Raw genomic sequence first — 26,059 nt, 5'->3', positions numbered from 1 at the left:
ACCTCTGTCATGGCGAAAGCGACGCTTTGCACCTTCTGGTTCCATCGCCTTGAGTCCGTCACCTTTCCGCGCATTTCATTTGCCGCCGCGGCGTTCGTCCGCGCTTTCCGGGAGTCTTCAATGATCGGTCTCGTTCGCGCCGTCACAATCTGCGCCGCGCTAGCGCTCGGCCTTGTCACCGCGCAGGCCGCCGACAAGGCGTTCAAACGCGACGACCTCGCGGATTCCGCGATCAAGCTGGAGGCCCAGATCAAGAGCGAGGCGGGGCCGGTCGCCAAGACCAATGCGACGCTGAAGACGGACGCCGACGCCGCCTTCCGGCGCAATGATTACCGCACCGGCCTTTCCGTGCTCGGCCAGATCGCCGCGACCGCGCCCGAGGATGCCGGCAACTGGCTGCGGCTCGCCAAGGTCATCTTCCAGATCTCGCCGAAGAGCTCGAGCGAGCAGACCTTCCTTTTGGAGCGCGCCTCGACGGCGGCCTATATCGCTTACATGCGCGCCGGCAATCCGGGCGAGGAGGCCGACGCGCTCGCCGTGCTCGGCAAGGCGCTGGCCGACCGCAAGCTGTGGCGGCCGGCACTGGATGCGCTGCGGCTGTCGCTCGACATGCGCGAGGTCGCCGAGGTCCGCGGCCAATATGAGAAGATGCGCGACGAGCACGGCTTCCGGCTGCTCGACTATACCGTCGACTCGGACTCGGCGAGCCCGCGCGCCTGCTTCCAGTTCTCCGAGGAGCTCGCCAAGCGCACCGACTTCGCGCCGTTCCTGGCGCTTGCAGGCCAGGACAAGCCGGCGCTGTCGGCCGAAGGCAAGCAGCTCTGCGTCGACGGGCTGAAGCACGGCGAGCGCTACAACATCAACCTGCGCGCCGGCTTGCCGTCGACCGTGAAGGAGGGGCTGCCGAAATCGGCCGAGTTCAACATCTATGTGCGCGACCGCAAGCCGTTCGTGCGCTTCACCAGCCGCGCCTATGTGCTGCCGCGGACCGGCCAGCGCGGCATTCCCGTCGTCAGTGTCAACACGCCTGCGGTTAGCATCAATGTCTTCCGGATCGGCGACCGCAACCTGATCAACACGGTGGTCGACAGCGATTTCCAGAGGACGCTGTCGAAGTACCAGCTCAGCGAGCTCGGCGACGAGCGCGGCGTCAAGGTGTGGACCGGCGAGCTTGCGACTGCGACGACGCTGAACCAGGACGTCACCACGGCCTTCCCGGTCGACCAGGCACTCGGCGAGCTCCAGCCCGGTGTCTACGTCATGACGGCCGCGGCGAGGGCCTCGGACGAGGACTACCAGCTCGCCACGCAATGGTTCATCGTCTCCGACCTCGGCATCGCCGCTTATTCCGGCAATGACGGCATTCATGTCTTCGTCAACTCGCTGGCGTCGACCGACCCGGTCGGCAAGGCCGAGGTGCGCCTGGTCGCGCGCAACAACGAGATCCTGGCGACGCGCAAGACCGACGATGCTGGTCACGTGCTGTTCGAGGCCGGCCTTGCGCGCGGCGAGGGCGGATTGTCGCCGGCGATGCTCACGGTCACCGGCGAGAAGGCCGACTATGCCTTCCTGAGCCTGAAGACCTCGGCCTTCGACCTGTCCGACCGCGGCGTTTCGGGGCGCGCGGTGCCCGCCGGCGCCGATGCCTTCGTCTATGCCGAGCGTGGCGTCTACCGTTCCAGCGAGACCGTGTTCCTCACCGCGCTGCTGCGCGACGGGCAGGGCAATGCCGTTACCGGCGGGCCGATGACGCTGGTGGTCGAGCGCCCGGACGGCGTCGAATATCGTCGCGCTGTACTGGCGGATCAGGGCGCCGGCGGCCGCACGCTGTCCGTGCCGCTCAACTCGGCCGTACCGACCGGCACCTGGCGGGTGCGCGCCTTCACCGATCCGAAGGGAGCTTCGGTCGGCGAGACCACCTTCATGGTCGAGGATTACGTCCCCGATCGGATCGAATTCGACTTGTCCGCCAAGGACAAGCTGATCAAAGCTAACGCTCCAGTGGAGCTTAAGGCCGACGGTCATTTCCTCTATGGCGCACCTGCTTCGGGCCTGCAGCTCGAAGGCGACATGCTGATCGCGCCGGCGGCCGAGCGGCCCGGCTTCGCCGGCTACAAGTTCGGCGTCGACGACGAAGAGACCACCTCGAACGAGCGCACGCCGCTGGAGAACCTGCCGGAGGCCGACGCCAATGGCGTCGCGACCTTCCCGGTGACGCTGGACAAGCAGCCGGCCTCGACGCGCCCGCAGGAGGCACAGATCTTCGTCCGCATGGTCGAGACCGGCGGCCGCGCCGTCGAGCGCAAGATCGTGCTGCCGGTCGCGCCGGCAACGGCGCAGATCGGCATCAAGCCGCTGTTCGGCGACAAGAACGTCACCGAGGGCGACAAGGCCGAGTTCGACGTCGTGTTCGTCTCGCCGGAGGGCGAGAAGCTGCGCCGCGACGGCCTGCGCTATGAGCTCCTGAAGATCGAGTCGCGCTACCAGTGGTACCGCCAGAACAATTACTGGGAGTACGAGCCGGTCAAGTCGACCTCGCGCGTCGCCGATGGCGACGTCACTGTTACGGTCGACAAGCCGACGCGGATCTCGCTCACGCCGCAGCCCGGCCGCTACCGGCTCGACGTCAAGTCGAACGAGGCCGACGGCCCGGTGACCTCGGTGCAGTTCGACGTCGGCTGGTACTCCGACGGCAGCGCCGACACGCCGGACCTGCTGGAGACCTCGATCGACAAGCCGCAATACGCCTCCGGCGACACCATGACGGTGTCCGTCAACATCCGCAGCGCCGGCAAGCTCACCATCAACGTGCTCGGCGAGCGGCTGCTGACGACGCAGACCATCGACGTCAAGGAAGGCACCGCGCAGGTCAAGCTCCCGATCGGCAAGGATTGGGGCACCGGCGCCTATGTGGTGGCGACGCTGCGCCGTCCGCTCGATGCCGCCGCCCAGCGCATGCCTGGCCGTGCGATCGGGCTGAAATGGTTCGGCATCGACAAGCAGGCTCGCACCTTGCAGGTCAAGCTGTCGCCGCCTTCGCTGATCCGGCCGAATTCGACGCTGAAGATCCCCGTCAAGCTCGATGGGCTCAATCCGGGCGAGGACGCCAAGGTCGTCATCGCCGCGGTCGACGTCGGCATCCTCAATCTCACCAATTACAAGCCGCCGGCGCCGGACGATTATTATCTCGGCCAGCGTCGCCTCAGCGCCGAGATTCGCGACCTCTACGGGCAGCTGATCGACGGCATGTCGGGCACGCGCGGCCAGATCAAGTCCGGCGGCGACGCCGGTGGCGAGCTCCAGGGCTCGCCGCCCACGCAGAAGCCGCTCGCGCTCTATTCCGGCATCGTCACCGTCGCCGCCGACGGCTCGGCCGAAGTGAGTTTCGATGTTCCGGAGTTCGCCGGAACCGCGCGCGTGATGGCGGTGGCTTGGACCGCGACCAAGCTCGGCCGCGCCAACACCGACGTCGTGATCCGCGATCCCGTCGTGCTGACGACGACGCTGCCGCGCTTCCTGCTCAACGGCGACCGCGGCTCGGTCAACCTCGAGATCGACAATGTGGAGGGCCAGGCCGGCGACTACGTCATCAGCGTGAAGGCGGGCGGCCCGGTGAAGATGACCGGCAATCCCGCAACCACGGTGAAGCTCGCCGCCAAGCAGCGAAATTCGGTCTCGCTCGCGCTCGATGCGACCGCGGCGGGGCAGGCGACGCTCGACGTCGACATCAAGGGCCCGAATGGCCTCGCGCTGGTGCGTCACTATGCGTTCGACGTCAAGCCGGCGACGCAGGTGCTGGCGCGGCGTTCGATCCGCACATTGGCGAAGGGCGAGAGCCTGACGCTGACCTCGGACATGTTCTCCGATCTCGTGCCGGGCACCGGCGCTGTCTCAGTTTCGGCCAGCCTGTCGACCGCACTCGACGCGGCAACGATCCTGAAGGCGCTCGACCGCTATCCCCATGGCTGCTCGGAGCAGATCACGAGCCGGGCGATGCCGCTGCTCTATGTCAACGAGCTCGCGGCCGGCGCGCATCTTGCCATGGACACCGAGGTCGACCAGCGCATCCGCGACGCCATCGAGCGGCTGCTGGCCCGCCAGGGCTCGAACGGCTCGTTCGGCCTGTGGTTGGCCGGCGGCGACGATGCCTGGCTCGATGCCTACGTGACGGACTTCCTCACCCGCGCCCGCGAGAAGGGCTTTGCGGTGCCGGACGTGCTGTTCAAGAACGCGCTCGACCGTATCCGCAACTCCGTCGTCAATGCCGACGAGCCGGAGAAGGACGGTGGCCGCGATCTCGCCTACGGCCTCTATGTGCTCGCGCGTAACGGCGCGGCTCCGATCGGCGACCTCCGCTATCTCGCCGATACCAAGCTTGCCAACCTCGCGACCCCGATCGCGAAATCGCAGCTTGCGGCGGCGCTCGCCCTGGTCGGCGACCGCAACCGCGCCGAGCGGGTCTATGGCGCTGCGCTCGACAGCCTCGCGCCCAAGCCCGCGCTGGAATTCGGCCGCACCGATTACGGCTCGCAGCTGCGCGACGCCGCCGCATTGGTGTCGCTCGCCAGTGAAGGCAACGCGCCGAGGGCGACGCTGACGCAGGCGGTGTCGCGGGTCGAGACCGCCCGCGGGCTGACGCCCTACACCTCCACGCAGGAGAATGCGTGGCTGGTGCTGGCGGCGCGGGCGCTCGCCAAGGAGAACATGTCGATTGAGGTCGACGGCCAGCCGGTCAAGACCGCCTTGTATCGCAGCTACAAGGCGGACACGCTGGGCGGCAAACCGCTGAAGATCACCAACACCGGCGATGCGCCGGTGCAGGCGGTCGTCTCGGTGTCGGGCTCGCCGGTCGCGCCGGAGCCGGCGGCGTCAAACGGCTTCAAGATCGAGCGCGGCTACTATACGCTCGACGGCAAGCCCGCCGACATCAGCAAGGTCAAGCAGAACCAGCGCTTTGCAGTCGTGCTGAAGATCACTGAGGCCAAGCCCGAGTACGGCCACATCATGGTGTCCGACTATCTGCCGGCGGGTCTGGAGATCGACAATCCGAACCTGGTGTCGTCGGGCGACAGCGGCACGCTGGACTGGATCGAGGACGGCGAGGAGCCTGAACATACCGAATTCCGCGACGACCGCTTCACCGCGGCCGTCGACCGGGCCTCGGATTCCAAGTCGGTCTTCACGCTCGCCTATGTCGTGCGCGCGGTCTCGCCCGGCAAATACGTGCTGCCGCAGGCCTATGTCGAGGACATGTACAATCCCTCGCGCTATGGTCGGACCGGCACGGGCAGTGTCGAGGTGCGGGCGGCGAAGTGAGTGAGATGAGCGAGGCTGAGCCACATACACGGGCATCCACGGCCGCGCCGGCGGTGGGTGTTGGCGTGGATGGCCGGGTCAAGCCCGGCCATGACGGACGGAGGGGGCGGATCGCCTTTCGCCTTCTCTCCGCAGCCGCGCTCACCTTTATCCTCGCCATCATCGGCTTCGTTGGCTGGGTCTATTCGCTCGGCCCGCTTCCGCTCGACGAAGCCCGCCAGGTCTCAACCACCATCGTCGATCGCAACGGCAAACTGCTGCGCGCCTATGCAATGGCGGATGGGCGCTGGCGGTTGCCGGTCGATACCAGGACCAATGTCGATCCGACCTACCTGAAACTGCTGTTCGCCTATGAGGACCAGCGCTTCTACGCCCATGGCGGCATCGATCCGTTGGCGCTGGGGCGCGCCGCGTTGCAGCTGGGAACGCGCGGCCACATCGTCTCGGGCGGCTCGACCATCACGATGCAGCTGGCCCGTCTGATGGAGCCGCGGCGGCAGCGCTCGCTTTACGCAAAATTGCGGCAGATCGTGCGTGCCATCGAGATCGAGCGCAGCATGAGCAAGGAGCAGATCCTCGATCTCTATCTGGCGCTGGCGCCCTATGGCGGCAATCTCGAAGGCATCCGCGCGGCGTCGATCTCCTACCTCGGCAAGGAGCCGAAGCGGCTGTCGCTGGCGGAGGCCGCGTTGCTGGTCGCGCTGCCGCAATCGCCGGAGACGCGCCGGCTGGATCGCTATCCGGAGGCAGCCCGCAAGGCGCGCGACCGCGTGCTCGACCGCATGGTCGAGGAGCACGTGGTCAGCGCCGACGACGCCAATCAGGCCAAGGCGATGCCGGTGCCGAAACTGCGCAGGCCGATGCCGATCCTGGCGCCGCATGCCTCCGACGCCGCGCAGTCGACGGTCAAGGACGCGCCGATCATCAAGCTGACGCTCGATGCGACCTTGCAGAAGGTGCTGGAGCCGCTGGCGCGCGACCGCGCAATTGCGCTGGGTCCGAACATCTCGGTCGGCATCGTCGTGGTCGACAATGAGAGCGGCGACGTGCTCGCGCGTGTCGGCTCGGCCGATTATTTCGACGAGAGCCGGGCAGGGCAGGTCGACATGACCCGCGCCATCCGCTCGCCCGGCTCGACGCTCAAGCCCTTCATCTACGGGCTCGCCTTCGAGGACGGCTTTGTCCATCCCGACAGCTTGATCGACGACCGCCCGGTCCGCTTCGGCTCCTATGCGCCGGAAAATTTCGACATGACTTTCCAGGGCACCGTGCCGGTGAGGAAGGCTCTGCAACTGTCGCTGAACGTGCCGGCCATCGTGCTGCTCGACCGCGTCGGCTCGAGCCGGCTGACCTCGCGGCTGCGGCAGGCCGGCGGCAACCTCGTCCTGCCCAAGGACGAAGCGCCCGGCCTCGCCATGGGGCTCGGCGGCGTCGGCGTGACGCTCCAGGACCTCGCCCAGCTCTATGCCGGCTTTGCCCGCCTCGGGACCACCAAGCCGCTGCGCGAGATCGTGACGGCCAGGGACGATCGGGAGCCGCTGCGGCTGCTGGATCAGGTCGCAGCCTGGCAGGTCGGCAACGTCCTGCTCGGCACGCCCCCGCCGGAGAACGCCGCCCACAACCGCATCGCCTTCAAGACCGGCACCTCCTACGGCTATCGCGACGCCTGGTCGGTCGGCTTCGACGGTCGCATGACCATCGGCGTCTGGGTTGGCCGTCCGGACGGAGCGCCGGTTCCCGGCCTGATCGGACGCGTCGCCGCCGCGCCCATCCTGTTCGATGCCTTCGCCCGCAGCGGCAAGACGCTGGCCGCCTTGCCGAAGCCGCCCAAGGGAACCCTGGTCGCAAGCAACGCGAAGCTGCCGCTGCCCTTGAAGCGGTTCCGTCCGGTCGGCGAACTGGTGCGAAGCGGGGGCGAGCAGCCGCTGCATATCCAATTTCCGCTGAACGGCTCGCGGATCGACGTCGATCGATCGGGTGGCCGGGAGAGCGCGGCTATGCCGGTCAAGGTCGCCGGCGGCGTGCTGCCCATGACCGTCATGGTTAACGGCACCGCGCTCGGCGAGATCGACGGCCGCCGTCATCGGTTGATCGATCCGCCCGGCCCGGGCTTTGCACGGCTCACCGTGATCGACGCCACGGGCGCCGCGGACACAGTCGTCATTCGAATTCAATGACCCTGCCTTAAGCGGTTGTGGCCATGGCGGTTTCAGCGTAAGCGGAACCAATGGCCGAGACCTACCCCAGCCCCCGTTTTGGTGCCCCCCGCGAGTCGAAATCGCCCACAAATCCGGGCAGCGGGCTCGTGCGCATGCTCGACATCGTCACGGCCAGCCACCCGCGCGCGGTCGGCTTCCTGGTGCTGTGTGCGCTGCTGCTGTTCCTGCCGGGCTTCTTCACCATCCCGCCGATCGACCGCGACGAGGCACGGTTTGCCCAGGCCACCAAGCAGATGGTCGAGAGCGGCGATTATGTCGACATCCGCTTTCAGGAGGACGTCCGCTACAAGAAGCCGGTCGGCATCTACTGGTTGCAATCGGCGACCGTCGAAGCCGCCTCGATGCTCAAGCTGCCGAAGGCCGAATTGCGCATCTGGGTCTACCGGCTGCCGTCACTGATGGGCGCGATCGGCGCCGTGCTGATGACCTATTGGGCCGCGCTCGGCTTCGTCACGCGGCGTGCCGCGGTGCTGGCTGCGCTGATGATGTGCGCCTCGGTGCTGCTCGGCGTCGAGGCGCGCCTGGCCAAGACCGACGCCGTGCTGCTGCTCTGCGTGGTTGCCGCGATGGGCGCGATGGCGCGGGCCTATCTGTCCTGGCAGCGCGCCGAGGACGAGACGCATCCGCCCTGGAGCTGGCCCGCGATCTTCTGGACCGCGCTTGCTGCGGGCATCCTGATCAAGGGGCCGCTGATCCTGATGTTCGCAGGCCTGACCATCGTCGCGCTCGCGATCCAAGACCGCGACGCCTCCTGGCTGTGGAAGCTGCGGCCTGTCTGGGGCCTGATGTGGATGCTGGTGCTGGTGCTGCCCTGGTTCGTCGCGATCTTCTGGCGCGCGGGCGAGACCTTCTTCACCACCTCCGTCGGCGGCGACATGCTGAGCAAGCTTGGCGCCCAGGAATCGCACGGCGCACCGCCCGGACTTTACCTGGCGCTGTTCTGGATCACGTTCTGGCCGGGTGCGCCGCTGGCGGCGATGGCGGCGCCTGCGGTGTGGCGGGCCCGCCGCGAGCCCGGCGCGCAGTTCCTGCTGGCCTGGCTGATCCCGTCCTGGATCGTGTTCGAGGCGGTGCTGACCAAGCTGCCGCATTACGTGCTGCCGCTGTATCCCGCGATCGCGATCCTCACCGCCGGCGCGGTGGAGCGGCGCGTGCTGTCGCGCTCCTGGCTGATGCGCGGCTCGGCCTGGTGGTTCGCGATCCCCGCAGCCGCCTCCATCATCGCGGTGGTCGGCTCGGTGATACTGACGCGGCAGCCCGCTTTCGTAGCCTGGCCGTTCATCGCGGCCGCGCTGATCTTCGGTCTGTTCGCCTGGTGGCTGTTCGATACCAACCGCGCCGAGCGCTCGTTTCTCAACGCCCTGGTCGCAGGCCTGATGCTCGCCGTGACGATTTACGGCATCGTGCTGCCGTCGCTGACCCCGCTGTTTCCCAGCATCGAGATCGCGCGCGCGCTTCGCAACGTCACCTGCGTCGGACCGAAGGCGGCTGCGGCCGGTTATCACGAGCCGAGCCTCGTCTTCCTGGCGGGCACCCGGACCTTGCTCACGGACGGCTCCGGTGCGGCGGACTTCCTGCGGCAGGGCAGCTGCCGCTTCGCGCTGATCGAGCAGCGCTCGGAGCGCAGCTTCGTGCAGCGCGCCGAGGCGATCGGGTTGCGCTACAAGGTCGGCGCGCGCATCGACGGCTATAATTTCTCGCAAGGGCGCGCGATCTCGATCTCGATCTTCCGCTCCGAAGGTACCGAATAGGATGCGGGCTCTGACCGACGTTGCAGCGCATGCCGGCTATCCTGCGCAATTGCTAGCGGTGTCCTGGCGCGCGCTGGCGCAGCTTGTGCGGTCGCCCTCGCACTCGCGCCGCGCCGAGGCCGCCCGGAAGCTGGCGCGGCATTCGCTGTGGCTTGCCGCGGCGGGTGCAGCGCTCGTCATCGTGCTGATGGTCGCGTTCGATCAGACCGAGATCCTGCTGATGCCGCCGCGCGGCACGCCGAGCCTGTGGCCGATCCGCATCCTCACCGATTTCGGCAAGGACGAGTATATCCTCTCGGTGCTGGGGGCTGCGCTGGTGGTGCTGGCGCTCGTCGCGGCCGGGCTGCGTGGGAGCCGCCGCGCGCTGCTGCTCGGCTTCGGCACGCGGCTGCAATTCCTGTTTCTGTCGGTTGCCGTGTCAGCCTTCGTCGCCGAGATCCTGAAATATGTCATCGGTCGCGGACGTCCGTTCGTCGGGGGCAAGGCCAATCCGTTCAACTTCGTCCCGTTCGAGGGGACAGGGGCTTATGCCAGCCTGCCGTCAGGCCACGCCGTGGCCGCGTTCGCCCTGGCGTTTGCCGTCTCGGCACTGTGGCCGCGTCTGCGCGTCTTCATGTTCACTTACGCAATCGTGATCGTGCTGACGCGCCTGGTGTTGCTGGCGCACCATCCGAGCGACGTGGTCGCCGGCGCTCTGGTCGGAACGGTGGGCGCCATGGCCGTTCATTACTGGTTCGCGGCCCGAAAGCTCGGATTTGCCATCCGCGCCGACGGCACCATCGTGCCGCTTTCAGGGACGTTTTCCGACCGCCTCAAAAGGGTTGCCCACCGGGCATCCGCCCCATAAAAGCGGCTGCCTGCCGGGACCGCCGGTTCCCCTGGGCAGGTCAATTCCAACCACGAGCCTCGATTTGTCGACGTCCCAGCCTTCGGTGTCCATCGTTGTTCCCGTGCGCAACGAAGCCGACAACATCGCGCCGCTGATCGCGGAGATCGGCGCGGCACTCGATGGCCGCTGGCCCTATGAGATCATCTACGTCAACGACGGCTCGACCGACGCCACCGGCGAGCGGCTTGGCGCCATCATGAAGCAGCAGAGCAATCTGCGTCAGCTTCGCCATGCAAGATCGGGCGGCCAGTCGGCGGCCGTGCGCAGCGGCGTGCGCGCGGCGCGCGGAGAGATCGTGGCGACACTCGATGGCGACGGCCAGAACAATCCGGCCTTCCTGCCCGACCTGATCGCGGCGGTCGAGAAGGGAGCAGGGCGCGTCGGGCTCGCGGCCGGCCAGCGGATCGGGCGCAAGGACACCGGCTTCAAGAAATTCCAGTCGCGCGTCGCCAACGGCATTCGCAACGCCATCCTGAAGGACGGCACGCGCGACACCGGCTGCGGGCTGAAGGCGTTCCGGCGTGACGTTTTCCTGATGCTGCCTTATTTCGACGGGCTGCATCGCTTCCTTCCCGCCCTGGTCCGCCGCGAAGGCTACGACATCGCCTATGTGGACGTGATCGACCGGCCGCGCCATTCGGGCGTGTCCAACTATGGTTTCTTCGACCGGCTGTGGATCGGCATCATGGATCTCGCCGGCGTTTGGTGGCTGATCCGCCGCAAGAAGCCGACGCCAGAAGTGACCGAGGTGGACGCATGATCATTCAATACGGTCAGGCGCTGAGCAATTATCTCTATGACGTCTTCGTCGCCAAGTTCGACTTCTGGCTGGCATTCGGCCTGGTCGCGCAGCTGTTCTTCACGGCGCGCTTCCTGGTGCAGTGGATCGCGAGCGAGCGCGCCGGCAACAGCGTGGTGCCGATGGCGTTCTGGTTCTGCTCGATGGGCGGCGGGCTGATGACGCTGGTCTATGGCGTCGTCAAGCGCGAGCCCGTCATCATCCTCGGACAGTCGCTCGCGACCATCATCTATATCAGAAACATCATGCTGATCTGGAAGAACCGCGGCACCGCCTCGAAGACGCTGGACCGCTGATCCAGCGTTCGGCTCCGCTTGTTGAAGCCTGGCACGTTGCTAGGCGAGATGCCCAATCCTGATGCTCACATGGCCGCTTTGAGGGCAGCGAAGCCGCGGTCGAGATCGGCCTTGAGGTCGTCGGTGCTCTCGAGCCCGATGTGGAGACGCAGCGTCGGGCCGCCGGGCTCCCATTTGGTCGCGGTGCGATAGGCATCGCAATCGAAGGGAATTGCAAGGCTCTCGAACCCGCCCCAGGAAAAGCCCATGCCGAACAGCTTCAGCGTATTGAGCATGGTGTCGACCGCCTGCTGCGGCGCCGGCTTCAGCACGATGCTGAACAGGCCCGAGGCGCCGGTGAAGTCGCGCTTCCAGATCGCATGACCGGGATCGGTCTCCAGCCCGGGATGCAGCACGCGCGCAACCTCAGGCCTTGCCGCCAGCCAGCGCGCCATCTCGAGCCCGGAGCGATGATGTTGCGCAAGCCGCACCGACAGCGTGCGGAGGCCGCGCAGCGCCAGGAAGACGTCGTCGGGGCCGGCACAGACGCCGAGCAAGCGGATGCCTTCGGCAATCATCGGCCAGGCCTTGGCGTTGGCCGAGATGGTGCCGAACATGATGTCGGAATGGCCGCCGATATATTTCGTCGCGGCCTGCATGCTGATGTCGACGCCCTGGTCCAGCGAGCGGTGATAGAGCGGCGTCGCCCAGGTGTTGTCGTCGATGACGAGCGCGCCGCGCCCATGTGCGACTTCGGCGATGGCGCGGATGTCGGGCATCTCGAACGATTGCGAGCCCGGCGCCTCCACCAGAACGGCCCGGGTGTTGGGCTTGAACAGCTTGTCGATGCCCGCGCCGATCATCGGATCGAAATAGGTGGTCTCGACGCCGTAGCGCGTGAGCATGCCGTTGCAGAAATTGCGCGAGGGCCGATAGATGTTGTCGACCACCAGGATGTGGTCGCCGGCTTTGAGCACCGAGAGCAGGGTGGTGGAAATCGCCGACAGCCCCGACGGCACGATACCGACGCCGGCGCATTGCGGACCCTCCAGCGCCATCAGCGTCTCCTGGAACGCCTTGGTCGTCGGGGAACCGTGACGGCCGTAGGTGAACTCGCCGCGATGGGCGTGCAGGTCCTCTGCGGTCGGATAGAGCACGGTCGAGCCGTGGAAGACCGGCGGATTGACGAACCCCTTCTGCGCCTTGGTGTCGCGGCCGGAGGTGACCAGCCGGGTCTCGGCGTGCAGCTCTTGGGGGGACGAAGAATCCATGGGCCTGCTTTCAAAACCGCGTTTCCACCGGACGCATTGCGCCCCTGGGCCGGCCGAAAGGCCGCGGTCGTTAATAACAGAACACAGAAGAGTCCCGTCAACCCCTTGACCCGGAACGCCAGTCGTTCTGTGATGCGCAGGTGCTATTCAGTCGCCGCATGTTGAGGGGCCTGCCGCGACCTTCGATCCATTGCCTGACCGGACGTCGCGTCACAGCCAAGAGATGGTGGGCGCCGGCGGCGGGGATGAAGGTATGGGCTCCCGAGATCGGCGAGTGTTCGGCAAGGTTTTCCAGCATGACTCTTGCAAGGCCAGATTCTTGAAGGACCTGGCTTGGCAGAGACGATCCTAAGACAACATTCCTGACCTTGAGACGACCTTGAAAGGCCCAAAGCCCATGAAACGCGTAACCCTGGCTCTCTCCCTTGCTCTCGCCGCCGGCCTCACCGCCCAAGCCGCCGATGCGCAAACGCTCAAGACCGTCAAGGATCGGGGCATGCTGTCCTGCGGCGTCAGCCAGGGCCTGCCGGGCTTCTCCTCGCCCGACGACAAGGGCAACTGGACCGGCATCGACGTCGACGTCTGCCGCGCCATTGCCGGCGCCATCTTCAACGATCCGACCAAGGTCAAGTTCGTGCCGCTGTCGGCCAAGGACCGCTTCACGGCGCTGCAATCCGGCGAGGTCGACGTGCTCTCGCGCAACACCACCTGGACCATCTCGCGCGACACCTCGCTCGGCGCCAATTTCACCGGCGTGACCTATTACGACGGGCAGGGCTTCATGGTGAAGAAGTCGCTCAAGGTGAATTCGGCGCTCGAGCTCAACAGTGCATCGGTCTGCGTGCAGACCGGCACCACCACTGAGCAGAATCTCGCCGACTACTTCAAGGCCAACAACATGAAGTACGAGGTGATCGCGTTCGCCACCAACGACGAGACCGTCAAGGCCTATGAGGCCGGCCGCTGCGACGTCTTCACCACCGACCAGTCGGGCCTGTACGCCAACCGCCTCAAGCTCGCCAGCCCCAACGACCACATGGTGCTGCCCGAGATCATCTCGAAGGAGCCGCTCGGCCCGATGGTGCGGCACGGCGACGACCAGTGGTTCGACATCGTGAAATGGACGCTGTTCGCGATGCTCACCGCCGAAGAGCTCGGCGTGACCTCGAAGAACGTCGACGAGAAGGCGAAGCTGGAAAATCCCGAGCTGAAGCGCGTGCTCGGCAGCGACGGCAATTTCGGCGAACAGCTCGGCCTGACCAAGGATTGGGTGGTGCGGATCGTCAAGACCGTCGGCAATTACGGTGAGGTGTTCGATCGCACCGTCGGCGCCGGTTCGCCGCTCGGCATCAATCGCGGTGTCAACAATCTCTGGAACAAGGGCGGTCTTCAGTACGCGCCGCCGATCCGCTGATCAGCCCTGATCGGCCGGCAGCGGCATGAGCACCGAGGCTCGAAAACCGCCGCCCCAGATCGCGCTGAAGATCCGGCGTATTCTGGGCGGCAAGGCAGGCTGGAACGGCGTTGCCGTCCAGTTTGCCTTCGCGGCGATCCTGGGCTGGATCGGCTACGAGATCGTCTCCAACGCGCGGGCCAATCTCGAGAACCAGCACATCGCCGCCGGCTTCGGCTTCCTCAGGAACAATGCCGGCTTCGACGTCAACCAGACCCTGATCTCCTATACCGGCTCGGACAGTTTCCTGCGCGTGTTCGTGGTCGGGCTGTTGAATACGCTCGTGGTCTCCGTGGTGGGCATTGTCTTCGCCACGGTGATCGGCTTCATCGTCGCGCTGTGCCGGCTGTCGCCCAATTGGCTGCTGTCGCGGGTCGGCGAGATCTATGTCGAGGTCATCCGCAACCTGCCACTGCTGTTCCAGATCCTGTTCTGGTACCTGGCGGTGCTCGCGGCCCTGCCAAATCCGCGGCAGAGCATTTCCCTGTTCGGCATTGCCTTCATCAGCAATCGAGGCCTCGTCATTCCCAGCCCGATCGGTCAGAGCGGTCTCGCGCCATTCCTGGCGGTGCTGGCGCTCGGCATCGTCGCCTCACTGGCGCTGCGCGTCTACGCAAGGCGAGCGCTGTTTCAGCGCGGGCAGGTGATCCGCATCTGGCCTTCCGTGCTGGCCCTGCTGTTCGGGCTTCCGCTGGCCACGATGCTGGTCTTCGGTCTGCCTTTCACCTTCGAGCTGCCGCAGCTGAGGGGGTTCAACTTCGCCGGCGGCTCACGCATCATCCCGGAATTCGTGGCGCTGACGGTGGCGCTGGCGACCTATACCGCCGCCTTCATCGCCGAGATCGTGCGCGCTGGCATCCTGTCCGTTCACAAGGGGCAGATGGAGGCGGGATCTTCGCTCGGCCTCAGCCGCGGCGCCACGCTCCGCCTCATCGTCGTGCCGCAGGCCATGCGCGTCATCGTGCCGCCGCTAACCAACCAGTACCTCAATCTCACCAAGAACTCGTCGCTGGCGGTCGCGATCGGCTATCCTGACCTGGTGTCGGTGTTTGCCGGCACGTCGCTGAGCCAGACCGGGCAGGCGATCGAGATCATCGCCATGACGATGGGCGTCTATCTCCTGATCTCGCTCCTGACCAGCGCGATCATGAGCGTCTACGGTTGGCGTGTCAGCCGGAGCCTCGGCGCATGAGCGATGTCATCTCGTCCAGCTTCGTCCGCCAGGACCTGCTCGCCGAGCGTCCCGCGCCGGTGAAGACCACGGGCTTCATCGGCCTGATGCGCACGCGCCTGTTCAACTCGCCGACCAACATCCTGCTGACGATCGTCGGCGCCTTGCTGCTCTGGTTCACCATCGTTCCCTCCGTCAAGTTCCTGTTGGTCGATGCGGTCTGGAGCGGTAAGGACCGCACCGCGTGCCTCGCCGAGAACGCCGGCTTTGCGGTCGGCGCCTGCTGGCCCTACATCCAGGCGAAGCTCCCGCAACTGATCTACGGCTTCTATCCCGAGGCCGAGCGTTGGCGGGTGAACTTGACGCTGTTGCTTGCAGTCGTCCTGCTGTTGCCGCTGCTCATTCCGCGGCTGCCGGCCAAGAGCCTGAATGCCGGCTTGTTCTTCGTCGCTTTTCCGGTGGTGGCGTTCTTCCTGCTGCACGGCGGAGGCATCAAGGGCTTCGGGCTGAGCTGGACGGCCGGCCTGCTGCAATTGTTCGACGAGAGCATCGTCGGTGCCGGACAGGCGCTGCTCACCTCGAGCAGGACCTCCGCGGTCGGTCCGCTGCTGTGGGTGCTCGGGAGCCTCATCGTGCTGCTCGGCACGGTGATCCATTGGCTGATCTTTCCGCTCACCTGGCTGCGCGATTATATCCAGGGCACGGGCCAGCCAGTCTGGGCAGATTTCGCCGTCACGGGCGCGATCGTCTGCCTGATCGCCTTCGTTCTCGGCGGTGGCGTTCGCACCGGCGGGCGGGCTCTGGCGTCGAGCATCGCCACCTTCATTGGCATCGCCATCGTCATCAGGCTGATGGATCTCGATCACGGCGGATTGCCGATCGTAACGACGAATCTGTGGGGTGGCCTCCTGGTGACGCTGGTGGTCTCCGTCACCGGCATCGTCACCTCGCTGCCGATCGGCATCGCGCTCGCGCTCGGCCGCCGCTCGACCATTCCCTTGATCCGGATCTTCTCGATCGCCTTCATCGAGTTCTGGCGTGGCGTGCCGCTGATCACCGTGCTGTTCTTCGCAACCTACATGCTGCCGCTGTTCCTTCCCGGCAATTTCACCGTCGACGGCTTGGTGCGTGCGCTGATCGGCATCGCGCTGTTCACCGGCGCCTATCAGGCCGAGAACGTCCGCGGCGGGCTCGCGGCCATCCCGCGCGGGCAGAGCGAGGCGGCCGCCGCCCTCGGACTGTCCTGGTGGAAGACGACCTCGCTGATCGTGCTGCCGCAGGGGCTGCGGCACGTCATTCCGAACCTCGTCAACAGCTTCATCTCGCTGTTCAAGGACACCTCGCTGGTCTCGATCGTGGCGCTGTTCGATCTGCTCGGCTCGCTGCGCGCCTCGTTCGCGGATCCGAAATGGTCGACGCCGTCGACGGCGTTCACCGGCTTCGCCTTCGCCGGGATCATCTACTTCCTGTTCTGCTTTGGCATGTCGCGCTATTCCTTGTTCGTCGAGCACCGCCTCAACGCCCACCGCCGCAACTGATCGAGGCCACCATGTCCGAGCCCATCGTCAAGATTTCCGGCCTGAACAAATGGTACGGCGAATTCCACGTCCTGCGTGACGTCGATCTCGCGGTGCAGAAGGGCGAACGCATCGTGATCTGCGGCCCCTCGGGCTCGGGCAAGTCCACGCTGATCCGCTGCATCAATGCGCTGGAGGAATTCCAGGAAGGCGAGATCGTCGTCGACGGCATCGAGCTCGGACCGAACCTCAAGCACGTCGACGCGGTCCGCCGTGAAGTCGGCATGGTGTTCCAAAGCTTCAACCTGTTCCCGCATCTGACCGTGCTCGACAATTGCACGCTGGCGCCGATCTGGGTCCGCAACATCCCCAAGAAGGACGCCGAGGTGACGGCGATGAAGTTCCTCGAGCGCGTCAAGATCCCGCACCAGGCCAACAAGTTTCCGGGTCAGATGTCCGGCGGCCAGCAGCAGCGTGTCGCGATCGCGCGAGCCCTGACCATGAACCCGAAGGTGATGCTGTTCGACGAGCCGACCTCGGCGCTCGACCCCGAGATGGTCAAGGAGGTGCTCGACACTATGGTCGACCTCGCCGAGGAAGGCATGACCATGCTGGTCGTCACTCACGAGATGGGCTTTGCCCGCGAGGTCGCCAACCGCGTCGTGTTCATGGACGCCGGGCAGATCATCGAGGCCAACACCCCGAACGAGTTCTTCGCCGCCCCGCAGCACGCCCGCACCAAGCTGTTCCTGAGCCAGATTCTGCGCTGAGCCCGGCGACCCGTGGCCTCGCCGGTCTGAGCGCAAGCCTGGCACCATCCGAATCGGCTTGCCTCTTTTCGGACCATCTCCGGAGAGAGACCTTGCAGAGCAGTGCCGGCGTGCGCGCATACCAGAATGCGCGACTGGAAAAGAAGCTGAAGAAGCAGGCGGACGGCGTCATGGCCTTCGCGATCGAGGCACTCGGGCAGGGCAGGCCTGATGAGGCCGAGATGCTCTGCCGCGAGATCTTGAAGGAGGTGCCGGATCATTTTCATGCCACGCACCTGCTCGGCCTGCGCGCGTTCGACGGCGGGCGGCTCGATGAGGCGGAATTCCTGCTCGAGCGTGCAATTGCACTCGAGCCGCGTTCGCCCGATGCGCACGGCAATCTCGGGGCGGTCTATTTCGCGCTGGAGAAATTCGCTGGCGCCCGCGCCTGCCAGGAGAAGGCCATCGCGCTCAAGCCGAATTGTCCGATCACCCTGACCAATCTCGGCAATACGTTGCTGCACATCGGCCTCGGCAACGAGGCGATCGGGCTGCACGAGCGGGCGATCAGGCTGAAGCCGGATTATGCCGATGCGTTTTGCAACCGCGGCATGGCGGAATTGATGACGGGCCAGTTCGAGCGCGCCAAAGCGAGCTTCGACCGTGCCCTGACATTTCAGCCATCTCACGCCGAGGCGATCGCGGGCAGGGGGATGGTCAGCCTCGAGCTTCGGCACTTCGCGGAAGCGGGCGCCGCCTTCGACGCCGCGCTCGCGATCAAGCCGGGTTCGCCGCGGATTCTGCTGCAGCGTGGACGGCTCAACCTAAGTTTGTCCCGGCTGGTGCAGGCGGCCGCGGACCTCGACGCGGCGCTGGCGCAATCGCCACGGCTCGAGCTCGCGCTGTGCTGGCGGGCGCAGATCGACATTCTCGCGGGCAACACGGCGCGGGCGATGGCAGGCGTCAAGACGCTGCTCAAGGTCAATCCGCAATCCGAGATGGGGTTGGCGCTTTTGGCGGCGTGCCTTGTGAACCAGGGAGACATCGCGACCGCGCTCGCGCACCTCGACGCCGCGCTCGAGATCGCGCCGGATTTTCCGGAGGCGATCGGATACAAGATCTTCGTGCTGGACTACCTGCCGGAGGCCGATTTCGCCGCCCAGCAGGCCGCGCGGAAATACTGGTGGGACGCGATCGGCGCGAAGCTGCAGCAAAGGACGCTGGCGCCGCGGCCACTCGATCCTGACCGGCGGATCGTGATCGGATACGTCGCATCCGAATTCAGGAACCACTCGGCGGCATACTCTCTGTTGCCGGTGCTGCGCAATCATGATCACGCCCAGTTCAAGGTCGTCTGCTATTCCTGCTGGCCGGTGCAGGACGAGATGACGGAGAGCTTCAAGCCTCTCGCGGATGTCTTCGTCGATGCCGCACAATTGTCCGATGACGAGCTGGCCGACCGCATCCAGGCCGATGGCATCGATATTCTGATCGATGTCTCCGGGCACACGACCGGCAGCAGGCTTCATGTCTTTGCCCGCAAGCCGGCGCCGATCCAGGTCACAGGCTTCGGGCACGCCACGGGGACAGGCCTTCAAACCATGGACTACGTGCTCGCGGACCCGATCTTCATCCCGCAATCGGCGCGCCATCTCCTGGCCGAGAAGGTGCACGACCTGCCGTGCCTGATCACGATCGATCCGATCCTGGACATTCCGCCTTCAGAGCCACCCATGCTCCGCAACGGCTACGTCACTTTCGGGGTGTTCAACCGCATCTTCAAGATTTCGGACGAAGCCATCCGGGTGTGGTCGAACGTCATGCATGCGGTGAGGGGATCGAAGATCATCGTCAAGAACGGGCTGCTTGACGATCCATTGCTGCGCGATCGACTGATCGCGCGGTTCGCGGCACAGGGCATCGCCGAAGAGAACGTGGTCTGCATGGGCTCGACCTCGCGTCCCGAGCATCTGCGGGCCTTCGCGATCGTCGACATTTCCCTCGACACCTTCCCGCAGAACGGCGGCATCAGCACCTGGGAGTCCCTCTATGCCGGCGTTCCCGTGGTCGCCAAGCTCGGCCGCGGCGCTTCGTCGCGCGCCGGCGGCTCCATCGTTGCCGCCGTCGGCCTGGAGGACTGGGTCGCCGAGGATGACGCGGGCTATGCCGCCATCGCGTGCAACTATGCGGCGCAGCCGGCCTACCTGGTAAAGCTGCGGGCGGATCTCCCGGCTCGGATCGCAGCCTCGCCGGCCGGCGACGTCGAATTTTACACGCGCGAGGTCGAAGCGGCCTATCGCCGGTTCTGGCGCGATCATTGTGCCGCCGCCTCGGAGGTGGCGTAGGACGATTTGCGCTGGGCTCCGGGAAATCCCGGAGGCGATAGGACTCCGGTGACCGGCAGGCCAAGCTCGCGAATCAGTTAGACTCTGCTGAGGGCATCCTCCGGAGATACACTTTGCAGAAGAGCGACGGCGCGCGCGCGTTCCAGAATGCGCGATTGCAGAAGAAGTTGATGAAGCAGGCCGACGCCGTCATTGCCGCTGCGGCGAACGCCTATGGCCAGGGCCGATATGCCGAGACAGAGGCGCTGTGCCGCGAGATCCTGAAAGCCCTTCCGGATCATGTCGATGCCATGCACCTGCTCGGCATGTGCGCCCATGACGGCCGGCGCCTGGAAGAGGCGAGGGAGCTGCTCGAGCGCGTGATCGCGCTCGATCCGCGCCTGCACGATGCCCATAACAACCTCGCGACCGTGCATTTCGACCTCGGCAATTACGAAGAGGCGCGGCGCTGCCAGGAGAGGGCGATCGCGCTGAAGCCGAGTTTCGCCGTCGCATTGACCAATCTCGGCAACACGCTGATGCATATGGGGCTGTACGAACAGGCGCTCGAGATGCACGAGCGCGCCATCAAGATTAAACCGGATTGTGCCGATGCGCTCTGCAATCGCGGCATGGTCGAGATCGTGCTTGGGCAGATCATGCGTGCCAAGGCGAGCTTCGATCGCGCCCTGCTGTTTCAGCCGCGTCACGCCGAGGCCATCGTCGGCAGCGGCATGGTCAGCATGGAGCTGCGGCACCACGATGAGGCCGCAGCCAAGTTCGCTCAGGCCCTCGCAATCAAGCCAGGCGCGCCACGAATTCTGGCCCAGCGCGGACGGCTCAGTTACGAGCTGCAGCACCTGCAGGAGGCGCTGGCGGATTTCGATGCGGCGCTTGCGATTTCGCCCAAGCTCGAGCTGGCCCTTCGGGGCAAGGCGCAGGTCTGCCTCGTCATGGGAAGGACCGCGCAGGCGATGGCGGCCGCAACGACCTTGATCGAGCGAAATCCACGCTCGGAGATGGGGTTGGCGCTTCTGGGCTTCGCTTATTCGAACCAGGGAGACATGGAATCCGCGATTGAATATCTCGATCGCGCGCTGGCGCTCCGACCGGACTATGGAGACGCGATCAGAGGCAAGATCTTCTTGCTGGACTACCTTGCGGAGGCGGATTTCGCGGTCCAGCAGGCGGTGCGAAAGTCCTGGTGGGATGCAATCGGCTCGAGGATTCCGCAAAGGACGCTGCCGAAGCGGCCGCTGGATCCGGACAAGCAGATTGTGGTCGGATATGTCGCGGCCGAATTCCGACAACACTCGGCGGGACTCACCTTGCTGCCCGTGTTGCGCCATCATGATCACGCCAAGTTCAAGATCGTCTGCTATTACGCCTGGCCGGGGGCGGACGAGTACACCGCCAAGTTCAAGGCGCTGGCGGACGTCTGGGTCGACGCTTGGCAGATGTCGGACGACGAGCTCGCCGATCGTATTCAGGCCGACAATGTCGACATTCTGATCGACGTTTCCGGCCACACGACCGGCAACAGGCTGCAATGCTTCGCGCGGAAGCCGGCTCCGATCCAGGCCACCGGCTTCGGACACGCGACGGGCACGGGCATGCCGACTATGGATTACGTGCTCGCCGATCCCATCTTCATTCCGCCATCGGCCCGGCATCTGTTTCCCGAGAAGATCCACGATCTGCCGTGCCTGATCACGATGGAGCCGGTCACCAATCTAAAGCCCTCCGAGCTGCCGATGCTCCGCAACGGCTACGTCACCTTTGGTGTGTTCAACCGCATCTACAAGATCTCGGATGATGCGATCCGCGTGTGGTCGCGCATCATGCGGGAAGTGCCGGGATCGAAGATCATCCTCAAGCATGGTTTGCTCGACGATGCCCTGCTGCGCGATAGCCTGGTCGCACGCTTCATCGCACAGGGTATTGCGGAGGAGGACATCACTTGCCTCGGCACCACCTCGCGTGACGACCATCTGATGGCCTTCGACAAGATCGATATTTCCCTCGACACGTTCCCGCAGAACGGCGGCATCAGCACCTGGGAATCCCTCTACAAGGGCGTTCCGGTCGTGGCCAAGCTCGGCATTGGAGCCTCCTCGCGTGCTGGCGCCTCCATCGTGGCGGCCGTCGGCCTCGGCGACTGGGTCGCGGAGGATGACGACGGTTATGTCGAGATCGCCCGCAAGTTCGCCTCGCAGCCCGAATATCTGGCAAAGTTGCGCGCGGGCTTACCGGCCCAGATCGCAGCCTCGCCCGCCGGCAATGTCGAGATCTACACGCGTGAGCTCGAGGCGGGCTACCGAAAGTTCTGGCGCGACTATTGTGCCGCTGCCGCCGAGCACGGCGACGCTCCGGTCAGCGGGGCGGACGCACCTGGCGGCTCCTGAGCCGCATCCTGCAGGCGACCCCCGGGATATCCCGGACGGATTTCTGGTCCGGCAGCCCGGCCGGGTCGGTGCGCGAATCAGTTAGACTCGGCCTTGGGCCATCTTCCGGAGAGACACCTTGCAGAGCAGCGTCGGCGCGCGCGCATTCCAGAATGCGCGATTGCAGAAGAAATTGAAGAAGCAGGCAGACGCCGTCATCTCCGCCGCGGCGAGCGCCTATGGTCAAGGCAGATATGCGGAGAGCGAGGCGCTCTGCCGCCAGATCTTGCAAGCCGTTCCGGATCATTTCGACGCGACGCACGTGCTCGGCCTCAGCGTGCAGCAGGGCGGGCGCCTCGACGAGGCGCAACAGATGCTCGAGCGCGCGATTGCGATCGATCCGCGTTCGCACGAGGCTCAGAGCAATCTCGCGGCGCTCTACTTCGTGCTTCAGAAACTGGAAGCGGCCCGCGCCTGTCAGGAGAAAGCGATTGCGCTGAAGCCGAATTTTACGCCGGCCCTGGCCGGTCTCGGCAACATCCTGCTCCAGATGAACCTGCCCGAACAGGCCATCGAGGTCTACGATCGCGCCATCAAGCTGAAGCCCGACTACGCCGACGCGTTTTGCAATCGTGGCGTGGCGGAGCTGGCGCTGTTCCGGTTTGACCGCGCCAGGGAGAGCTTTGATCGCGCGCTGTTGTTTCAGCCGCGCCACGTCGAAGCGCTCATCGGCAAGGGCGTGGTCAGCATCGAGCTCAAGCGCTACGATGAGGCGGAGGCTGCGCTCGCAGCGGCGTTCGCGATCAAGCCCGATTCAGCGAAGATCCTGGCGCAGCGCGGACGCCTCAATTCGTCCCTGTCGCGGCTGGAACAGGCGGCCGCGGACTTCGATGCGGCACTTGCGCTTTCACCCCGGTTCGAGATGGCCTTGCGGGGCAAGGCGGAGGTCTCGCTCAGCCTGGGAAACACCGCACAGGCGATCCTGGCCTGCACGACCTTGCTCGAGCAGAATCCACGTTCCACGATCGCATTGGCGTTGCTGAGCTCCTGTTTTGCAAATCAGGGAGAAATCGCGTCCGCAATCGAACATCTCGACGCCGCGTTGGCGATCTCGCCGGATCCAGACTTGATGGCGCGGAAGATCTACTATCTGGACTTTCTCCCCGACGCCGATTTCACGATCCAGCAGGCGACGCGACGGTCCTGGGGCGAAGCGATCGGTGCCCGCGTGCCGCAGAGGAAGCTCGCCCCCCGGCAGCTCGATCCCGACAGGCGGATCGTGATCGGCTATGTTTCCGCCGAATTCTGGTATCATTCGGCGGCGTTCGGCTTGCTGCCGGTGCTGCGCCATCACGATCATGCCAGCTTCGAGGTCGTCTGCTATTCGTGCTCGCCGACACGAGATGCGATCACAGCCGAATTCAAGTCGGCGGCAGACGGCTGGGTCGATGCCTGGCAGATGTTCGACGACGAACTGGCCGATCGTATCGAGGCCGACAAGGTCGATATCCTGATCGACGTGTCCGGGCACTCGTCGGGCAACAGGCTTCAGGTCTTCGCCCGCAAGCCGGCTCCCATCCAGGTCACGGGCTTCGGGCACGCGACCGGTACCGGCCTTCGGACGATGGACTACGTGCTCGCGGACCCGGTCTTCATTCCGCAATCGGCGCGGCATCTGCTGGCCGAAAAGGTCTATGACCTGCCGTGCCTGATCACGATCGATCCCATCCTCGATGTGCCGCCTTCGGAGCTTCCCATGCTCCGCAACGGCTACGTCACCTTCGGCGTGTTCAACCGCGTCAACAAGATCTCGGACGAGGCCATTCGCGTGTGGTCGAACGTGATGCGGGAGGTGGCCGGATCGAAGATCATCATCAAGCATACGCTGCTCGACGATCCCCTGGTGCGCGACGGCCTTCTCGCGCGCTTTGTCGCCCACGGGATTGCCGAGGAGAGGATCACCTGCCTCGGCTCGTCCGAGCGCGCCGATCATCTGCGAGCCTTCGCGCTGGTCGATATTTCGCTCGATCCGTTTCCGCAGAACGGCGGCGTCAGCACCTGGGAATCCCTCTATGCGGGCGTTCCGGTCGTCGCCAAGCTCGGCCACGGCGCATCCTCGCGCGCCGGCGGCTCCATCGTGGCCGCCGTCGGTCTTGACGACTGGGTGGCCGAGGACGACGAGGGCTACGCCGCGATCGCGTGCAAATTCGCTGCCCAGCCCGCGCTTCTGGCAAAGCTGCGCGCGGAATTGCCGGCCCGGATCGCGGCTTCGGCCGCGGGTAATGTCGAAACCTACACGCGCAGGGTCGAGGAGGGTTACCGCAAGTTCTGGCGCGACTATTGTGCCGCGGCCTCGGAAAGCGGGGAGGTCGCTTAAGCCGGCCGAACCGCGCAGATTTTGTGGATCTGCGCCTTCGGCCCGAGGATGCGCGTGACGATCAGACGAAGGGCGGCTTGATGTTGCTGCGCTTCTCCAGCCATTCCGGCACCGGCAGGTTCTTGGCGCGCATGAAGTCGGCATTGAACAGCTTCGACAGATAGCGGCTGCCGGAATCGCACAGCACGGTGACGATCGTCTTGCCGGGCCCGAGCTGCTTCGCAAGCCGCATCGCGCCGACGACATTGATGCCCGTCGAGCCGCCGAGGCACAGACCTTCATGCTGGAGCAGTTCGTAGATCGCACTGACGGCGTCGGTGTCGGGAATGAGATAGGCATCGTCGACCTTGGCAGTCTCGACGATCGCGGTGGCGCGGTTGAGGCCGATGCCCTCCGTGATCGAGCCGCCCGGCGTCGCCTTGGGATCGCCGGTCCTGAAATATTCGTACATGCCGGCACCGTGCGGATCGGCGCAGGCGATGCGGATGTTCTTGTTCTTCTCCTTCAGATAGCGGCTGACGCCGGCGAGCGTGCCGCCGCTGCCGACCGAGCAGACGAAGCCGTCGACCTTGCCGCCGGTCTGCTCCCAGATCTCAGGCCCCGTGGATTCGTAATGCGCCTTGGCGTTGTCCAGGTTGTTCCATTGGTCGGCGAACAGCACGCCATTGGGCTCGGTCTTGCGCAGCTCGTCGGCGAGCCGCCGGCCAACATGCTGGTAGTTGTTAGGGTTGGCGTAGGGAAGGGCCGGCACCTCGATCAGCTCGGCACCGCAAAGCTTCAGGAAATCCTTCTTCTCCTGGCTCTGCGTCTCCGGGATCACGATCAGGGTGCGGTAGCCGCGCGCGCTCGCAACCACGGCAAGACCGATACCGGTATTGCCGGCGGTCGCTTCCACCACCAGCCCGCCGGGCTTCAGCTCGCCGCGCTTCTCGGCCTCCAGGATCATCCATTTCCCGGCGCGGTCCTTCACCGACTGACCGGGATTCATGAACTCGGCCTTGCCCAGGATGGTGCAGCCGGTCAATTCCGAAGCCTGCTTGAGCTTGATCAGGGGGGTGTTGCCGATGGCTTCGACAACGTCGTTGCGAATGGTCATGTCGGGGAAGATCACTACCAAGGGGTTGATCGGCTTTGGCCCGAACCTAGTGCTTGGGAGGCCAAAGGGGAAGGCTTTTGCGCTGCGGCGAACCCGACCGAAACGCCCGCGGAAACAGTGATATGCCTGCAGTAGGAAATGGCCCAACCCCGGCCCGTGCACGAAACGATTGCGCTCCCGATCAACGTTGTTGCGACCAATTCTTGCCACGGGCGAAACGGGTCGCGACAGGGCGCGTGTCCTGTTCGCGGGGGATTGTCTAGAAATGCGGTTGTCCCTCGGTGGTAAGAACCTCAGCCGCCGCAGCGGGAGAGGCGAAGCGAACCCTGCAGCAACGGGTGTGGCCGCGATATCACATGAAATCTTGGTAAGCTTGCTTACGTTTCCCAATGTTTCGCAATGAAGAAAGTCTCTGCGAGACAGGCGCTTATCGCATTCTTGTCAGTTCGCTCCCGCCTCGTTGGCACG

15 protein-coding genes are annotated in these 26,059 nt (G+C 65.3%); 13 read left to right on the top strand and 2 right to left on the bottom strand.

The features are described from left to right. The first annotated feature begins 120 nt into the window (after positions 1 to 120). The 6 genes from I6F24_RS27685 (at position 121) to I6F24_RS27660 (ending at position 11,270) form a co-directional block, all read left to right on the top strand. A complete protein-coding gene (locus I6F24_RS27685; protein WP_036028018.1) occupies positions 121 to 5,316 on the top strand; it encodes an alpha-2-macroglobulin in 5,196 nt (1,731 codons plus the stop codon). A gap of 5 nt (positions 5,317 to 5,321) precedes the next feature. Further along, the gene (gene pbpC / locus I6F24_RS27680) at positions 5,322 to 7,493 is read left to right on the top strand and encodes a penicillin-binding protein 1C (RefSeq protein WP_225149648.1); all 2,172 of its coding nucleotides are present in this window, start codon (positions 5,322 to 5,324) and stop codon (positions 7,491 to 7,493) included. 50 nt (positions 7,494 to 7,543) lie between these two features. Continuing rightward, entirely contained in the window at positions 7,544 to 9,286 is a 1,743-nt protein-coding gene (locus I6F24_RS27675; protein WP_036027969.1) for a glycosyltransferase family 39 protein, read from the top strand. 1 nt (position 9,287) lies between these two features. Then, positions 9,288 to 10,133 carry a phosphatase PAP2 family protein gene (locus I6F24_RS27670; RefSeq protein WP_036027970.1) on the top strand — a complete coding sequence of 282 codons (846 nt, stop codon included), beginning with the start codon at positions 9,288 to 9,290 and terminating at the stop codon, positions 10,131 to 10,133. A gap of 64 nt (positions 10,134 to 10,197) precedes the next feature. Next, the gene (locus I6F24_RS27665; protein WP_036027971.1) at positions 10,198 to 10,935 is read left to right on the top strand and encodes a glycosyltransferase family 2 protein; all 738 of its coding nucleotides are present in this window, start codon (positions 10,198 to 10,200) and stop codon (positions 10,933 to 10,935) included. Beyond that, complete coding sequence (locus I6F24_RS27660; protein ID WP_025036223.1) at positions 10,932 to 11,270, top strand: lipid-A-disaccharide synthase N-terminal domain-containing protein; 339 nt, start codon at positions 10,932 to 10,934, stop codon at positions 11,268 to 11,270. Before I6F24_RS27665 ends, I6F24_RS27660 begins: the two co-directional genes overlap by 4 nt. Positions 11,271 to 11,335: 65 nt before the next feature. On the opposite strand, the gene metC is transcribed toward I6F24_RS27660, so the two are convergent. Continuing rightward, on the bottom strand, positions 11,336 to 12,520 hold the full coding sequence (metC, locus tag I6F24_RS27655) for a cystathionine beta-lyase (protein ID WP_036027972.1): 1,185 nt from the start codon (positions 12,518 to 12,520) through the stop codon (positions 11,336 to 11,338). 397 nt (positions 12,521 to 12,917) lie between these two features. Between metC and I6F24_RS27650 the strand changes: the two genes are divergently transcribed. The 7 genes from I6F24_RS27650 (at position 12,918) to I6F24_RS27620 (ending at position 24,495) form a co-directional block, all read left to right on the top strand. Continuing rightward, complete coding sequence (locus I6F24_RS27650; protein WP_225149649.1) at positions 12,918 to 13,934, top strand: amino acid ABC transporter substrate-binding protein; 1,017 nt, start codon at positions 12,918 to 12,920, stop codon at positions 13,932 to 13,934. 25 nt (positions 13,935 to 13,959) lie between these two features. Continuing rightward, on the top strand, positions 13,960 to 15,165 hold the full coding sequence (locus I6F24_RS27645; protein ID WP_225149650.1) for an ABC transporter permease subunit: 1,206 nt from the start codon (positions 13,960 to 13,962) through the stop codon (positions 15,163 to 15,165). Further along, positions 15,162 to 16,682 carry an amino acid ABC transporter permease gene (locus tag I6F24_RS27640; protein ID WP_109145812.1) on the top strand — a complete coding sequence of 507 codons (1,521 nt, stop codon included), beginning with the start codon at positions 15,162 to 15,164 and terminating at the stop codon, positions 16,680 to 16,682. The genes I6F24_RS27645 and I6F24_RS27640 overlap by 4 nt, the downstream gene beginning before the upstream one ends. Positions 16,683 to 16,693: 11 nt before the next feature. Continuing rightward, a complete protein-coding gene (locus I6F24_RS27635; protein ID WP_035999552.1) occupies positions 16,694 to 17,431 on the top strand; it encodes an amino acid ABC transporter ATP-binding protein in 738 nt (245 codons plus the stop codon). Positions 17,432 to 17,523: 92 nt separating this feature from the next. Next, positions 17,524 to 19,755: a tetratricopeptide repeat protein gene (locus tag I6F24_RS27630; protein WP_225149651.1), complete on the top strand. Its 2,232-nt coding sequence runs from the start codon at positions 17,524 to 17,526 to the stop codon at positions 19,753 to 19,755. Between the two features lie 113 nt (positions 19,756 to 19,868). Then, a complete protein-coding gene (locus tag I6F24_RS27625) occupies positions 19,869 to 22,139 on the top strand; it encodes a tetratricopeptide repeat protein (RefSeq protein WP_225149652.1) in 2,271 nt (756 codons plus the stop codon). Between the two features lie 118 nt (positions 22,140 to 22,257). Beyond that, on the top strand, positions 22,258 to 24,495 hold the full coding sequence (locus tag I6F24_RS27620) for a tetratricopeptide repeat protein (protein ID WP_225149653.1): 2,238 nt from the start codon (positions 22,258 to 22,260) through the stop codon (positions 24,493 to 24,495). 61 nt (positions 24,496 to 24,556) lie between these two features. Here I6F24_RS27620 and I6F24_RS27615 read toward each other — a convergent pair whose 3' ends face one another. Next, positions 24,557 to 25,591: a cysteine synthase A gene (locus I6F24_RS27615; protein WP_035999544.1), complete on the bottom strand. Its 1,035-nt coding sequence runs from the start codon at positions 25,589 to 25,591 to the stop codon at positions 24,557 to 24,559. Positions 25,592 to 26,059 lie beyond the last annotated feature (468 nt).

This window comes from Bradyrhizobium sp. BRP23 (assembly GCF_020194135.1).
GTDB lineage: Bacteria > Pseudomonadota > Alphaproteobacteria > Rhizobiales > Xanthobacteraceae > Bradyrhizobium > Bradyrhizobium yuanmingense.
Note: the sequence above shows the minus strand (reverse complement) of the source record. Positions and strands in the feature narration are given on the sequence as shown.